Genomic DNA, 14,202 nt, shown 5'->3' on the forward strand with positions numbered 1-14,202 from the left:
TCTCGTCCTCGAGCGAAGGCACTCCGGGCTCGGCGGTTTCAGCGCCCGCAGCTCATTCGCCTTCCTCGAAGTAGTCGGCTATCAGCGCGGTGAGCGCGTCCAGGGCCTCGTCTTCGTTTTCGCCGGTGGTGTGCAGGTGCAGCGTGGTGCCCTTGCTGGCGGCGAGCATCATCACCGCCATGATGCTCTTGCCGTCGACCAGGCAGTCCTGCGAGCGGCCGACGCGCACCTCGCACGGGTAGCGGGACGCCACGCCCACGAACTTGGCGGCAGCTCGGGCGTGCAGCCCCAGCTTGTTGATGATCAGTACTTCGCAGGAAGGCATTGCAGGTGTCCTAGCTGAGGTCCCGGTGGCGTACCTGAAGGTTCTTGAGCCGTCCCCTGAGTGCCTCGCCGAGGCGCTCGGCCAGATAGACCGAGCGATGATGGCCGCCGGTGCAGCCGATGGCCACCGTGACATAGGCACGGTTGCTGGCCGCGTAGCGCGGCAGCCACTTGGCGAGATAGGCGTGGATGTCCTGAAACAGTTCCTCCACCTCGTCCTGGGCGGCCAGGTAATCGATCACGGGCTGATCCAGCCCGGAATGCTCGCGCAGGTCCGCCTTCCAGTACGGATTGGGCAGGCAGCGCACGTCGAATACCAGGTCGGCATCGACTGGCATGCCGCGCTTGAAGCCGAACGATTCGATGAGGAATGCGGTACCCGGCTCCGGCGTGTTCAACAGCCGCAGCTTGAGGGTGTCGCGCAGTTGGTAGAGGTTCAGGTGGGTGGTATCGATCTTCAGGTCGGCGAGGTCGACGATCGGCCCGAGCAGAGCTTCCTCGTCATGGATTGCCTCGGCCAGCGAGCGGTTCTCGTTGGTCAGCGGGTGTCGTCGGCGGGTTTCGGAGAAGCGCTTGAGCAGCGTTTCATCGGCGGCGTCGAGGTAGAGCACGTGGCACTGGATGTGGCGCGCGCGCACCTCGGCGAGCAGGTCGGGAAAGCGCTTGAGCTGGCTCGGCAGGTTGCGCGCGTCGATGGAGACCGCCACCTGCGGGTGCAGCAGCTCGGTGTGCAGCAGCGCCCGTTCGGCGAGTTCCGGCAGCAGCCCGGCCGGCAGGTTGTCGATGCAGTAGAAGCCGTTGTCTTCCAGGACGTCGAGCGCCGTGCTCTTGCCCGAACCCGAGCGACCGCTGACGATGACCAGGCGCACGGCCGGCTCCTCAGTAATCGCGCTGGGCGTCGATCACCACCTGGAACAGGTGATCGCTGTCCGGTGCCTGGCGCAGGCGGTCGCGCACCTCGCTGCGGTCGAGCATGCTGGCGATCTGGCGCAGCAGTTCGAGGTGTTCGTCGGTGGCCGCTTCCGGCACCAGCAGGACGAACAGCAGGTCGACCGGCATGCCATCGATGGCATCGAAGTCGACCGGCGCGTCCAGGCGCAGCACGGCGCTGACCGGCGACTGGCAGCCGGCGAGGCGGCAGTGGGGAATGGCGATGCCGTTGCCGAAGCCGGTGGAGCCGAGCTTCTCGCGGGCGATGAGGCTTTCGAATACGAGTTGCGAGTCGAGGTCCGGCAGGTCCTTGGAAACCAGCCGGGCAATCTGTTCGAGTACGCGTTTCTTGCTGCCGCCCGGAACGTTCACCTGGGAACGTCCGGGGGTCAGGATGTCTTCGAGTCGGATCATGATGGGTCAGCGAACGACCACGCCCTGGTGACGGTCGAGCTGCTTTTCCTTGTGCTTGATCAGCTGGCGGTCGAGCTTGTCGGTGAGCAGGTCGATGGCCGCGTACATGTCCTGATGTTCGGCGTTGGCCACCACTTCGCGGCCGGCGACATGCAGGGTGGTCTCGATTTTCTGCTTGACCTTGTCGACCTGGAGAATGACTTGAACCTTGATGATGCGGTCGAAATGGCGCTGGAGTCGATCGAACTTGTCTTCGATGTAGTCCCGCAGGGCGTCTGTCACAACCAGATGGTGTCCACTGATGTTGACTTGCATGCTGCTTTCTCCTTCTTGCCACGTGCAGAGAGGCAGGCCCGAGGGCCTGCCGCCGAACGCTTCGGCCTGCTCGCCGCAGGGTCGGACTACATCAACCGCTTGCGTTCGCTCGAGGGCGCGATGCCCAGCGATTCGCGGTACTTGGCGACGGTGCGGCGGGCTACTTGTATGCCCTGTGCCTCCAGTAAACCAGCGATCTTGCTATCGCTCAACGGCTTTTTCTGATTTTCCGCGGCGACCAGTTTCTTGATGATCGCGCGGATCGCGGTGGAGGAGCACTCGCCGCCTTCGGACGTGCTGACGTGACTGGAGAAGAAGTACTTGAGCTCGTAGATGCCGCGCGGGGTGTGCATGTATTTCTGCGTGGTGACCCGCGAAATGGTCGACTCGTGCATGCCCACCGCCTCGGCGATGTCGTGCAGCACCAGCGGCTTCATCGCCTCGTCGCCGTACTCGAGAAAACCGCGCTGGTGCTCGACGATCTGGGTGGCGACTTTCATCAGCGTCTCGTTGCGGCTCTGCAGGCTCTTGATGAACCAGCGCGCTTCCTGCAGTTGGTTGCGCATGAAGGTGTTGTCGGCGCTGGAATCGGCGCGCTTGACGAAGCCGGCGTACTGGGCGTTGACCCGCAGCCGCGGGACCGCTTCCTGGTTCAGTTCGACCAGCCAGCGATCGTTGTGCTTGCGCACGATGACGTCGGGGACGACGTACTCCGGCTCGCTGGATTCGATCTGCGAGCCGGGCCGGGGGTTGAGGGTCTGGATCAGTTCGATGATCTGCCGCAGCTCGTCTTCCTTGAGCTTCATCCGCCGCATCAGCAGGCTATAGTCGCGGTTGCCGAGCACGTCCAGGTGGTCGCGCACCAGACGCTCGGCTTCTTCCAGCCAAGGCGTATCGGCCGGCAGCTGGCGCAGTTGCAGCAGCAGGCACTCGCGCAGGTCGCGGGCGCCGACCCCGGCGGGCTCGAACTGCTGGATGCGGCGCAGCACCACCTCGATTTCATCGAGTTCGACCTCCAGTTCGGGATCGAGCGAGGCGTGGACTTCCTCGAGCGTTTCCTCGAGATAGCCCTGGTCGTTGATGCAGTCGATCAGGGTCATTGCGACGACGCGGTCGGTGTCGCTCATCGGCGCCAGGTTCAGCTGCCAGAGCAGGTGCGACTGCAGGCTTTCGCCGGAGGAGGTACGGGCCGTGAAGTCCCACTCGTCGTCATCGCTGCTCGGCAGGTTGCTGGCGCTCGTCTGGTAGACGTCTTCCCAGGCGGTGTCGACCGGCAGCTCGTTGGGAATGCTTTCGTTCCATTGGCCATCCTCGAGGCTCTCGGCGCTGTGCGTCGGCTCCTCGTAGGTGCTCTCCTGGTTGCTGGCCGTGGCGGTTTCAATGCCTTTTTCGGCCGAGTCGGCCATGGGGTCGCTGGTGTCGAAATCCTCGCCGTCCTCCTGGCGCTCGAGCATCGGGTTCGATTCGAGGGCTTCCTGGATTTCCTGCTGGAGGTCCAGGGTGGACAGCTGGAGCAATCGAATGGCCTGTTGCAGCTGGGGGGGCATCGTCAGCTGCTGGCCCATCTTCAGGACTAGCGATGGTTTCATGGCAGGATCTTGGAACCTAGTTGACCAGCGCAGCTCGCCGGATCCGACTTCTGACGCCCTTGGGCGCCGACAGGAAGCAAATTATATGCCCGGAAAACAAGCCTTTGCCTAGACCCCCCTGGCGGAGGTGACGGTAAAAAGTCACAGGCGGAAGTCGTGGCCGAGGTAGACGTCCTTGACCAGCGGGTTGGCCAGGATGGTCTGCGAGTCGCCTTCGGCGATCAGCTGGCCGGCGTTGACGATGTAGGCCGTTTCGCAGATGTCGAGGGTCTCGCGCACGTTGTGATCGGTGATGAGCACGCCGATGCCCTTGGCCTTGAGCTGGTGGATGATCTGCTTGATGTCGCCCACCGAGATCGGGTCGACTCCGGCGAAGGGTTCGTCGAGCAGGATGAATTTCGGGGCCGTGGCCAGCGCCCGGGCAATCTCCACCCGGCGCCGTTCGCCGCCCGACAGGCTCATGCCCTGGTTGTCGCGGATGTGGCTGATGTGGAATTCCTGCAGCAGCGATTCGAGCTCCTGCAGGCGGCCGGCGTGGTTCAGGTCCTTGCGCGTCTCGAGGATGGCCATGATGTTGTCGGCCACGCTCAGCTTGCGGAAGATCGACGCTTCCTGCGGCAGGTAGCCAATGCCGGCGCGGGCACGGCCGTGCATGGGCAGGTGGGTGACGTCGCTCTGGTCGATGAGCACGCGGCCCTGGTCGGCCGCCACCAGGCCGACGATCATGTAGAAGCAGGTGGTCTTGCCGGCGCCGTTGGGGCCCAGCAGGCCGACGATCTGGCCGCTTTCGATCGAGAGGCTGACGTCCCGGACGACCTGACGGCCCTTGTAGCTCTTGGCCAGGTGTTGCGCTTTCAGTATCGCCATCAGGGATTCTGCCCTGCTTCCTGGCCGCGGTTTCTCGGCTGGATGACCATGTCCACGCGCGGTCGCGGCGTGGTGACCTGGGTGTCGGTGGCGCGCCCGGCGTTGACGATCTGGCGCTGCGTGTCGTAGACGATCTTCTCGCCCTCGAAGGTGTTGCCTTCCTGCACCACCCGCGCCTGGTCGATCAGCACGATGCGCTCGTTCTCGGCGAAATACTGGATGGTCAGGCCGTAGGCCTTGACGATCGGCTTGTCCACGGCCGGCTTCTGCTCGTAGTAGGCGGGCTTGCCGACGGCGGTGAAGACCTCGACGTCGCCGTTGGCGTCCTGGGTGATGGTCACCTGGTTGCCGGTGATCTTCAGCGTCCCCTGGGTGATGACCACGTCGCCACGGTAGACGGCGACGCCCTGGCGGTCGTCGAGTTCGGCGGTGTCGGCCTGGACCCGGATCGGCTGGTTGCGATCCTCGGGCAGCGCCCAGCTCGCCGCGCTGGCCAGCAGCGCGCCGATGCCGAGAAGAAGGGGAAGGGGGTTAACGAACCTCATGCTGGCCTCTTACGTTGGACAGCAGGAGCATTCTGCCGTCGTTTAGATACGCTTCCATCCCGGTCGCCGTGGTCACGCCGTTGGCCGCCGCGATTCTAACGGCTTGGCGGGTCTGCGCATATTCCCGATCGGGGAACACGGTCATGCGGCTGGTGGTGAGCAGTGTGGTGCGGCCCTTGGCGTCGGTGCGCTCGACCCTGACCTGGTCGATCAGCTCGACTTCGCTGCCGTCCGGGGAGACTTCTCCGCGCACGCTGCTGACGTGCCAGGGCTGCGGCGTGCCGCGGTACAGCAGCAGGTCCGGGGAGGTCAGCAGGCTGACCTCGGTGGCGAGGATGTGCTCGACCCTCTCCGCGGTCAGCACGTACTGGCGCTGGCCGTCCGGCTGGTACTTCACCGTGCGCGTGCCGGTCGCGTAGAAGTCGATCTCGGGCTGCTCGGCGACCCGTTCGACCGGCGTGCGCATGAAGCTTTCCGGGCGGATGTTCCAATAGCCCACCGCCACCAGCAGGGCGGCGATGCAACCGAGGATCAGGGCAGTACGAAGTCGGCGCAGCATGTTGCCTCTACAGGTAGGCGGCCAGGGCGGGCTCGAGGGTGCCCTGGGCCTGCATGATCAGTTCGCAGAATTCCCGTGCGGCGCCTTCGCCGCCACGTGCCTCGGTGACTCCATGGGCGTGGCGGCGAACGAAGGCGGCGGCGTTGGCGACCGCCATGCCCAGGCCGACGCGGCGGATCACCGGCAGATCCGGCAGGTCGTCACCGAGATAGGCGACCTGTGAATAATCGAGGCCCAGTTGGCCGAGCAGTTCCTCGACCACGACGATCTTGTCCTCGCGCCCCTGGTACAGGTGCTGGATGCCCAGGTTGGCAGCGCGGCGCTCGACCACCGGGGTCTTGCGGCCGCTGATGATCGCGGTGCGCACGCCGGACCGGATCAGCATCTTGATGCCGTGGCCGTCGAGCGTGTTGAAGGTCTTGAATTCGCTGCCGTCGACGAGGAAGTACAGGCGGCCGTCGGTGAGCACGCCATCGACGTCGAAGATCGCCAGGCGGACGTTGCGTGCGCGTTCGAGCAGGTCGGCATCCATCACATCACCCCGGCGCGCAGCAGGTCGTGCATGTTGAGCGCGCCGACCGGGCGGTCCGTTTCGTCGACCACCACAAGGGCGCTGATCTTGTTGTCTTCCATGATCTTCAGCGCCTCGGCGGCGAGCATCTCGGCACTCGCCGTCTTGCCGTGCGCGGTCATGACGTCGTCGATGACCGCGTCGCGCACGTCGACGCCCCTGTCCAGGGTCCGGCGCAGGTCGCCGTCGGTGAACACTCCGGCCAGGCGGCCGTCGCTCTCCAGGACCACGGTCATGCCCAGGCCCTTGCGGGTCATCTCCAGCAGCGCGGCGCGCAGCGGCGTGCCGCGCTGCACGTGCGGCAGGCGTTCGCCGGTGTGCATGACGTTCTCGACCTTGAGCAGCAGGCGCCGGCCGAGCGCGCCGCCCGGATGCGAGAAGGCGAAATCCTCGGCGGTGAAACCGCGCGCCTCGAGCAGGGCGATGGCCAGCGCGTCGCCGAGCACCAGGGCCGCAGTGGTCGAGGAGGTGGGCGCCAGGTTCAGCGGGCAGGCCTCGACCGACACGCTGGCATCGAGGTTCACGATGGCGGCCTTGGCCAGGACCGAATCGGGGTTGCCGGTCATGCTGATCAGGGTGATGCCCAGGCGCTTGATCAGCGGCAGCAGGGTCACGATCTCGCTGGTGCTGCCGGAGTTGGACAGGGCCAGCACCACGTCATCCTTGGTGATCATGCCCATGTCGCCATGGCTCGCCTCGGCCGGGTGGACGAAGAAGGCGGCAGTGCCGGTGCTCGCCAGGGTGGCGGCGATCTTGTTGCCGACGTGCCCGGACTTGCCCATGCCGAGCACGACGACCCGTCCCTTGCTGGCGAGAATGAGTTCGCAGGCGCGGACGAAGTCGTCGTCGATGCGGCTCTTCAGCTGTTCGACCGCGTCCAGTTCCATGCGGATGGTGCGCTGGGCGGATTCGATCAGTTGGCGGCGTTGGTTCATGGCGGGGGTCTGGCTGAAAAAGGGGCTGATTATAGCGGCAATCGCACATCGCCTTACAGATCGAATGCGCCGGCCCGGGCGTTCCGGTTTGGAGCCGGACGGCACGGTGCTATAGTGCGCCGCTCGTTCCGAGCCCGGTGGCAGACGTGTCCTGGCGGCCACGCCTGGCGTCTCCTCTCGGGTCTTCAAGGAGAAACGATGAGCGCCAATCCCTACGCCGTCGAGCTGAAGCAGGTGACCTTCAAGCGCGGCGAGCGGACTATCTTCGACCGTGTCGACATATGCATTCCCCGCGGCAAGGTTACCGCCATCATGGGCCCCTCCGGCAGCGGCAAGACGACGCTGCTGCGGCTGATCGCGGCCCAGTTGAAGCCGGCCAGCGGCGAGGTCTGGGTGGCCGGGCACAACCTGCCGTCACTGTCGCGCAGCGAGCTGTTCGACCTGCGCAAGCAGATGGGCGTGCTGTTCCAGAGCGGCGCGCTGTTCACCGATCTCGACGTGTTCGAGAACGTGGCTTTTCCGCTGCGGGTGCACACCGAACTGCCCGATGAAATGATTCGTGACATTGTTCTGATGAAGCTCCAGGCGGTCGGTCTGCGCGGTGCCGTGGAACTGATGCCGGACGAGCTGTCCGGCGGCATGAAGCGTCGCGTGGCGCTGGCCCGGGCGATCGCGCTGGACCCGCAGATCCTCATGTACGACGAGCCCTTCGCCGGACAGGACCCGATCGCGATGGGCGTGCTGGTACGCCTGATCCGTCTGCTCAACGATGCGCTGGGCATCACCAGCATCGTGGTGTCGCACGACCTCGCCGAGACCGCGAGCATCGCCGACTACATCTATGTGGTGGGCGATTCGCAGGTGCTCGGGCAGGGCACGCCGGAGCAGCTCAGGGACTCGGATAACCCGCGCCTGCGTCAGTTCATGCAGGGGCTGGCCGACGGCCCGGTGCCCTTCCATTTCCCCGCGGGCGACTACGCCCGCGATCTGCTCGGAGGTGAGCATGCGTAGGCATTCGCCGCTCGAGCGTGTTCGCCTGCTCGGCCGCGCCGGCCTCGACGTGGTCGCGGCGCTGGGGCGCTCGGTGCTGTTCCTCGGGCATGCGCTGTTCGGCCGCGGCGGCATCGGCGACGCCCTGGGCCTGCTGGTCCGCCAGCTCTACTCGGTGGGCGTGCTGTCGCTGGCCATCGTCGTGGTGTCCGGCATCTTCATCGGCATGGTGCTCTCGCTGCAGGGCTACAGCATCCTCAGCAACTACGGCTCGGAGCAGGCGGTCGGCCAGATGATCGCGCTGACCCTGCTGCGCGAACTCGGCCCGGTGGTGACCGCGCTGCTGTTCGCCGGCCGTGCCGGCTCGGCGCTGGCGGCGGAAATCGGCAACATGAAGGCCACCGAGCAGCTGTCGAGCCTGGAGGTGATTGGCGTCGACCCGCTCAAGTACGTCATCGCTCCGCGCCTGTGGGCCGGCTTCATCTCGTTGCCGCTGCTGACCATGATCTTCAGCGTGGTCGGCATCTGGGGCGGCGCCATGGTCGCGGTCGACTGGCTCGGCGTGTACGAGGGGTCGTTCTGGTCGAACATGCAGAACAGCGTGAGCTTCACGTCCGACGTGCTCAACGGCGTGATCAAGAGCCTGGTGTTCGCCCTGGTGGTGACCTGGATCGCCGTGTTCCAGGGCTACGACTGCGAGCCCACCTCCGAGGGGATCAGCCGCGCGACCACCCGGACCGTCGTCTACGGCTCGCTCGCCGTGCTGGGCCTCGATTTCATTCTGACCGCTTTGATGTTTGGAGACTTCTGATGCGCATCCGCACCCTGGAAATCGGTGTCGGCCTGTTCCTGCTGGCCGGGCTGCTGGCGCTGCTGCTGCTGTCGCTGCGCGTCAGCGGGCTCAGCGTCGGTCATTCCGACACCTACCGGCTCTACGCCTACTTCGACAACATCGCCGGCCTGAGCGTGCGCTCGAGGGTCACCATGGCCGGCGTGACCATTGGCAAGGTCACGGCGATCGATCTCGACCGCGACAGCTACACCGGGCGGGTGACCATGGACATCGACCAGGACGTGGACATCCTGCCGGTCGACTCCACCGCCTTGATCCTCACCGCCGGCCTGCTCGGGGAAAAGTACATCGGCATCAGCGTGGGCGGCGAGGAAGAGATGCTCGCCGACGGCGACACCATCCGCGATACCCAATCGTCGCTGGTGCTCGAAGAACTGATCGGCAAATTCCTGCTCAATTCAGTTAACAAGGAATGAGGAGAATACAGATGACCAACCTCCTGCGTCGCGGCCTGCTGGTGCTGATCGCGATCCTGCCGCTGTGGGCCCAGGCGGCGCCCAGCGCCCATCAGGTGATCCAGCAGACCACCGACGAACTGCTCGAGGACCTCAAGGCCAACAAGGAGCAGTACAGGCAGAACCCCTCGGCCTTCTACGACGCGCTGAACCGGATCCTCGGCCCGGTGGTGGACGCCGAAGGCATCTCGCGCAGCATCATGACGGTCAAGTACTCGCGTCAGGCGAACCCCGAGCAGATGCAGCGCTTCCAGGAGAACTTCAAGCGCAGCCTGATGCAGTTCTACGGCAACGCGCTGCTCGAATACGACAACCAGCAGATCCGCGTGCTGCCGCCCAGCGGCAAGCAGGACCCGGAGCGCACCAGCGTCGGCATGGAAGTGGTCGACCGGCAGGGTACCGTCTACCCGGTCTCCTACACCATGACCAACATCGGCGGGCAGTGGATGGTGCGCAACGTCATCATCAACGGCATCAACATCGGCAAGCTGTTCCGCGACCAGTTCGCCGACGCCATGCAGCGCAACGGCAACAACCTCGACCGCACCATCGACGGCTGGGCCGAAGTGGTCGCCCGCGCCAAGGACACGCCGGCCGCGCAGCAGGCGGGCGCCGATGAGTGACGCGCAGGTGACCCTCGGCGCCGCCGGCGAGCTGCGCCTGGCCGGCGTGCTGGACTATCGCACCGGTCCGGGCCTGCGCAAGCAGGGGCGCGCGCTGCTCGGCCAGTCGCCGAGCGATCCGCTGGTGATCGACTGTTCGGCCGTGGAAAAATCCAGCAGCGTCGGCCTGTCCCTGCTGCTGGCCTTCGTTCGCGACGCTCGGGCGCTCGGGCGCGAGGCGCGGATCAGCGGGCTGCCCACGGACATGCGCGACATCGCCAGGGTCAGCGGCCTGGACGGCATCCTGCCGATCGTATAGTCCTGGGTGCGACAGGGTGCTCATCGGCCGGCGAGGCCGCGGGGTTCGCAGCTCCGCGGCTTTTTTGTATGATGGCCGGCCCGTGCGCACAGGCGCCGAACGAGGTTGAACATGCAGGCCGCAGAAGTGAAAAGCCTCCTGGAGCAGAAGCTGCCGGGAGCCCAGGTGGAAGTGGAAGGCGAGGGCTGCAACTTCCAGCTGAACGTCATCAGCGACGAACTGGCCGGGCTGAGTCCGGTCAAGCGCCAGCAGCAGATCTATGCTCACCTCAACCCGTGGATCGCCGACGGCAGCATCCATGCGGTGACCATGAAATTCTTCAGTCGCAGCGAGTGGGCCGGGCGCGCATAAGGCGTCGCCCCTCGATACGACCCGGCGCCCGGCGATGCGAGGCATCGTCGGGCCCTCCTTCTCTATGAGAGCTTGCAGCCTGCGGGCTACGGGAATCCGATGGACAAACTGATCATCACCGGCGGCATTCGTCTCGATGGCGAAATCCGCATCTCCGGCGCGAAGAACTCCGCGCTGCCCATCCTCGCCGCGACGCTGCTCGCCGACACCCCGGTGACCGTCTGCAACCTGCCGCACCTGCACGACATCACCACCATGATCGAGCTGTTCGGGCGCATGGGCGTGCAGCCGGTGATCGACGAGAAGCTCTCCGTCGAAGTGGACGCCAGCACCATCCGCACGCTGGTCGCGCCCTACGAGCTGGTCAAGACCATGCGCGCGTCGATCCTCGTGCTCGGCCCGATGGTCGCCCGCTTCGGCGAGGCGGAAGTCGCGCTGCCAGGCGGCTGCGCCATCGGCTCGCGGCCGGTGGACCTGCACATCCGCGGCCTCGAGGCCATGGGCGCACAGATCGAGGTGGAGGGCGGCTACATCAAGGCCCGGGCGCCGGCCGGCGGCCTGCGCGGGGCGCACTTCTTCTTCGATACGGTGAGCGTCACCGGCACCGAGAACATCATGATGGCCGCGGCCCTGGCCAACGGCCGCAGCGTGCTGGAAAACGCCGCGCGCGAGCCGGAAGTGGTGGACCTGGCCAACTTCCTCAACGCCATGGGCGCGAACATCTCCGGCGCCGGCACCGCGACCATCACCATCGACGGCGTCAAGCGCCTCGGCGGCGGCCGCTACAGCGTGATGCCGGACCGCATCGAGACCGGCACCTACCTGGTCGCCGCGGCGGCCACCGGCGGCCGCGTCAAGCTCAAGGACACCGATCCGACCATCCTCGAGGCCGTGCTGCACAAGCTCGAGGAAGCGGGCGCCAGCCTGAGCACCGGCAGCAACTGGATCGAGCTGGACATGAAGGGCAACCGGCCGCGCGCGGTGAACGTACGCACCGCGCCCTATCCGGCGTTCCCCACCGACATGCAGGCGCAGTTCATCTCGCTCAACGCCATCGCCGAAGGCACCGGCACGGTGATCGAGACGGTGTTCGAGAACCGCTTCATGCACGTCTACGAGATGAACCGCATGGGCGCGCAGATCCTCGTCGAGGGCAACACCGCCATCGTCACCGGCGTGCCGCACCTCAAGGGCGCGCCGGTCATGGCCACCGACCTGCGCGCCTCGGCCAGCCTGGTCATCGCCGGCCTTGTGGCCGAGGGCGACACGCTGATCGACCGCATCTACCACATCGACCGCGGCTACGAGTGCATCGAGGAAAAGCTGCAGCTGCTGGGCGCGAAGATTCGCCGGGTTCCGGGCTGATCCGATCCCGTGTCGGCCGGCCCGCATGCGCGGCGCCGGCCGAATGCTTCGCCCGCTGCCGGGCGCCGAACCGAAGGACATCCCATGCTCACCATCGCCCTGTCGAAGGGTCGCATTCTCGACGACACGCTGCCGCTGCTCGCCGCGGCCGGCATCGAGCCGACCGAAGATCCGGACAAGAGCCGCAAGCTCATCATCCCCACCACCCAGGACGACGTGCGCCTGCTGATCGTGCGCGCCACCGACGTGCCCACCTACGTCGAACAGGGCGCGGCGGACCTCGGCGTCGCCGGCAAGGACGTGCTGATGGAGTTCGGCGGGCAGGGGCTGTACGAGCCGCTGGACCTGAAGATCGCCAAGTGCAAGCTGATGACCGCCGGCAAGGTCGGGGTCCCGGAGCCGCGCCGGCGCCTGCGGGTGGCGACCAAGTTCGTCAACGTCGCCAAGCGCTACTACGCCGAGCAGGGCCGCCAGGTCGACATCATCAAGCTGTACGGCTCGATGGAGCTGGCGCCGCTGGTGGGGCTGGCCGACAAGATCATCGACGTGGTCGATACCGGCAACACCCTGCGCGCCAACGGTCTGGAGCCGCAGGAACTGATCGCCACCATCAGCTCCCGGCTGATCGTCAACAAGGCTTCGATGAAAATGCAGCACGCGCGCATCCAGGCCCTGATCGACACCCTGCGCGAGGCCGTCGAGCGCAGGCAGGCCTGAGAACGCCAACGCGCGGCTATGTCTCCGATAGCCAATATTTCTCCGCTGCCGGTGCGGCAGCCTTGGTAATCTAGCGGGCGCCGCTCACCATCGCCGGCAGGGCGACGGTGCCCGGCCCAGGCCGCCCGCCGCCAGGCGGCGCACATCCAGACAGGTTTTCGCGACAGTTCACGAGGCTCCACCATGACCGCTCCCATCGCCATCCGCCGACTCAACGCTGCCGATCCGGATTTCGCGCGTCATCTGGACCATCTGCTGAGCTGGGAAAGCGTCTCCGACGAGGCGGTCAACGGCCGGGTGCTGGAAATCATCCAGGCGGTGCGCGAGCGCGGCGACGCGGCGCTGGTGGAGTACACCCGGCGCTTCGACGGCCTCGAGGTGGCCTCGATGGCCGACCTGATCCTGCCGCGTGCCCGTCTCGAGCAGGCGCTCGAGCGCATTTCGCCGCAGCAGCGCCAGGCCCTGGAAGTGGCCGCCGAACGCGTGCGCCGCTACCACGAGCGGCAGAAGCAGGACTCCTGGCGCTACACCGAGGCCGACGGCACGGTGCTTGGCCAGCAGGTCACGCCGCTCGACCGCGCCGGGCTCTACGTACCGGGCGGCAAGGCGTCCTATCCCTCCTCGGTGCTGATGAATGCCGTGCCGGCCAAGGTCGCCGGCGTCCGCGAGGTGGTCATGGTGGTGCCGACGCCGCGTGGCGAGATCAACGAGCTGGTGCTGGCCGCGGCCGCCCTGGCCGGTGTCGACCGGGTGTTCACCATCGGCGGCGCGCAGGCGGTGGCGGCGCTGGCCTACGGCACCGAGAGCGTGCCGCCGGTGGACAAGATCGTCGGGCCCGGCAACATCTACGTCGCCACCGCCAAGCGCCACGTGTTCGGCAAGGTCGGCATCGACATGATCGCCGGGCCCTCGGAGATCCTGGTGGTCTGCGACGGCCGGACCGATCCGGACTGGATCGCCATGGACCTGTTTTCCCAGGCCGAGCATGACGAAGATGCCCAGGCGATTCTGGTCAGCCCGGACGCCGCCTTCCTCGACCGCGTCGCTGAAAGCATCGCGCGCCTGTTGCCGACACTGGAACGCGAAGGCATCGCGCGCACCTCGATGGAAGGCCGCGGCGCGCTGATCCAGGTCGCCGACATGGACCAGGCGATCGAGGTAGCCAACCGCATCGCGCCGGAGCACCTGGAGCTCTCGGTTGCGGAGCCTGAACAGTGGCTGCCGAGCATTCGCCATGCCGGCGCCATCTTCATGGGGCGCTACACCGCCGAGGCGCTGGGCGACTATTGCGCGGGGCCGAACCACGTGCTGCCGACCTCCGGCACGGCGCGCTTTTCCTCGCCGCTCGGGGTGTACGACTTCCAGAAGCGCTCGTCGATCATCCACTGCTCGGCCGAGGGTGCGTCCGAGCTTGGCAAGGTCGCTTCGGTGCTGGCGCGGGGCGAGTCGCTCACGGCGCACGCACGCAGCGCCGAATACCGGATTAAAAGCTGAGAAGCCG

The 14,202-nt window shown here is 66.3% G+C and carries 19 protein-coding genes; 9 read left to right on the forward strand and 10 right to left on the reverse strand.

The genetic code is table 11. The features are described 5' to 3' along the window. Window positions 1-52: 52 nt before the first annotated feature. The 10 genes from H610_RS0114145 to H610_RS0114190 all read right to left on the reverse strand — a co-directional run bounded on the left by H610_RS0114145 (window position 53) and on the right by H610_RS0114190 (window position 7,049). Entirely contained in the window at window positions 53-325 is a 273-nt protein-coding gene (locus tag H610_RS0114145; RefSeq protein WP_028240276.1) for an HPr family phosphocarrier protein, read from the reverse strand. Window positions 326-335: 10 nt separating this feature from the next. Further along, window positions 336-1,193 (reverse strand): RNase adapter RapZ, encoded by an 858-nt coding sequence (gene rapZ, locus H610_RS0114150; protein WP_028240277.1) that lies wholly within the window; start codon window positions 1,191-1,193, stop codon window positions 336-338. Between the two features lie 10 nt (window positions 1,194-1,203). Then, window positions 1,204-1,668 (reverse strand): PTS IIA-like nitrogen regulatory protein PtsN, encoded by a 465-nt coding sequence (ptsN, locus tag H610_RS0114155; RefSeq protein ID WP_028240278.1) that lies wholly within the window; start codon window positions 1,666-1,668, stop codon window positions 1,204-1,206. A 6-nt stretch (window positions 1,669-1,674) separates the two neighbouring features. Continuing rightward, window positions 1,675-1,983 carry a ribosome hibernation-promoting factor, HPF/YfiA family gene (hpf, locus tag H610_RS0114160; protein ID WP_028240279.1) on the reverse strand — a complete coding sequence of 103 codons (309 nt, stop codon included), beginning with the start codon at window positions 1,981-1,983 and terminating at the stop codon, window positions 1,675-1,677. Between the two features lie 86 nt (window positions 1,984-2,069). Further along, window positions 2,070-3,572 carry an RNA polymerase factor sigma-54 gene (locus tag H610_RS0114165; protein WP_028240280.1) on the reverse strand — a complete coding sequence of 501 codons (1,503 nt, stop codon included), beginning with the start codon at window positions 3,570-3,572 and terminating at the stop codon, window positions 2,070-2,072. A 141-nt stretch (window positions 3,573-3,713) separates the two neighbouring features. Further along, window positions 3,714-4,439 carry an LPS export ABC transporter ATP-binding protein gene (gene lptB, locus H610_RS0114170; protein WP_028240281.1) on the reverse strand — a complete coding sequence of 242 codons (726 nt, stop codon included), beginning with the start codon at window positions 4,437-4,439 and terminating at the stop codon, window positions 3,714-3,716. After that, window positions 4,439-4,984, reverse strand: a complete 546-nt coding sequence (gene lptA / locus H610_RS0114175; RefSeq protein WP_028240282.1) for a lipopolysaccharide transport periplasmic protein LptA — start codon at window positions 4,982-4,984, stop codon at window positions 4,439-4,441. The genes lptB and lptA overlap by 1 nt, the downstream gene beginning before the upstream one ends. Further along, entirely contained in the window at window positions 4,971-5,543 is a 573-nt protein-coding gene (gene lptC / locus H610_RS0114180) for an LPS export ABC transporter periplasmic protein LptC (protein ID WP_028240283.1), read from the reverse strand. Before lptC ends, lptA begins: the two co-directional genes overlap by 14 nt. 7 nt (window positions 5,544-5,550) lie before the next feature. After that, window positions 5,551-6,075 (reverse strand): KdsC family phosphatase, encoded by a 525-nt coding sequence (locus H610_RS0114185; RefSeq protein ID WP_028240284.1) that lies wholly within the window; start codon window positions 6,073-6,075, stop codon window positions 5,551-5,553. After that, window positions 6,075-7,049, reverse strand: coding sequence for a KpsF/GutQ family sugar-phosphate isomerase (locus H610_RS0114190; RefSeq protein ID WP_028240285.1), 975 nt, complete (start codon window positions 7,047-7,049; stop codon window positions 6,075-6,077). The genes H610_RS0114185 and H610_RS0114190 overlap by 1 nt, the downstream gene beginning before the upstream one ends. A gap of 198 nt (window positions 7,050-7,247) precedes the next feature. Between H610_RS0114190 and H610_RS0114195 the strand changes: the two genes are divergently transcribed. The 9 genes from H610_RS0114195 (at window position 7,248) to hisD (ending at window position 14,195) form a co-directional block, all read left to right on the forward strand. Beyond that, complete coding sequence (locus tag H610_RS0114195) at window positions 7,248-8,060, forward strand: ATP-binding cassette domain-containing protein (RefSeq protein ID WP_028240286.1); 813 nt, start codon at window positions 7,248-7,250, stop codon at window positions 8,058-8,060. Next, the gene (gene mlaE, locus H610_RS0114200) at window positions 8,053-8,850 is read left to right on the forward strand and encodes a lipid asymmetry maintenance ABC transporter permease subunit MlaE (RefSeq protein WP_028240287.1); all 798 of its coding nucleotides are present in this window, start codon (window positions 8,053-8,055) and stop codon (window positions 8,848-8,850) included. Before H610_RS0114195 ends, mlaE begins: the two co-directional genes overlap by 8 nt. Continuing rightward, the gene (gene mlaD, locus H610_RS0114205) at window positions 8,850-9,308 is read left to right on the forward strand and encodes an outer membrane lipid asymmetry maintenance protein MlaD (RefSeq protein WP_028240288.1); all 459 of its coding nucleotides are present in this window, start codon (window positions 8,850-8,852) and stop codon (window positions 9,306-9,308) included. Before mlaE ends, mlaD begins: the two co-directional genes overlap by 1 nt. Window positions 9,309-9,319: 11 nt before the next feature. Then, complete coding sequence (locus tag H610_RS0114210; RefSeq protein WP_028240289.1) at window positions 9,320-9,970, forward strand: MlaC/ttg2D family ABC transporter substrate-binding protein; 651 nt, start codon at window positions 9,320-9,322, stop codon at window positions 9,968-9,970. After that, window positions 9,963-10,268 (forward strand): STAS domain-containing protein, encoded by a 306-nt coding sequence (locus H610_RS0114215; protein WP_028240290.1) that lies wholly within the window; start codon window positions 9,963-9,965, stop codon window positions 10,266-10,268. The genes H610_RS0114210 and H610_RS0114215 overlap by 8 nt, the downstream gene beginning before the upstream one ends. Before the next feature lie 111 nt (window positions 10,269-10,379). After that, window positions 10,380-10,619 carry a BolA family protein gene (locus tag H610_RS0114220; protein WP_028240291.1) on the forward strand — a complete coding sequence of 80 codons (240 nt, stop codon included), beginning with the start codon at window positions 10,380-10,382 and terminating at the stop codon, window positions 10,617-10,619. A gap of 99 nt (window positions 10,620-10,718) precedes the next feature. After that, window positions 10,719-11,984: a UDP-N-acetylglucosamine 1-carboxyvinyltransferase gene (gene murA / locus H610_RS0114225; protein WP_028240292.1), complete on the forward strand. Its 1,266-nt coding sequence runs from the start codon at window positions 10,719-10,721 to the stop codon at window positions 11,982-11,984. Window positions 11,985-12,068: 84 nt separating this feature from the next. Then, the gene (gene hisG / locus H610_RS0114230; RefSeq protein WP_028240293.1) at window positions 12,069-12,701 is read left to right on the forward strand and encodes an ATP phosphoribosyltransferase; all 633 of its coding nucleotides are present in this window, start codon (window positions 12,069-12,071) and stop codon (window positions 12,699-12,701) included. A 183-nt stretch (window positions 12,702-12,884) separates the two neighbouring features. Next, a complete protein-coding gene (gene hisD, locus H610_RS0114235; protein ID WP_028240294.1) occupies window positions 12,885-14,195 on the forward strand; it encodes a histidinol dehydrogenase in 1,311 nt (436 codons plus the stop codon). The last annotated feature ends 7 nt before the right edge of the window (window positions 14,196-14,202 follow it).

The organism is Stutzerimonas azotifigens DSM 17556, assembly GCF_000425625.1.
GTDB lineage: Bacteria > Pseudomonadota > Gammaproteobacteria > Pseudomonadales > Pseudomonadaceae > Stutzerimonas > Stutzerimonas azotifigens.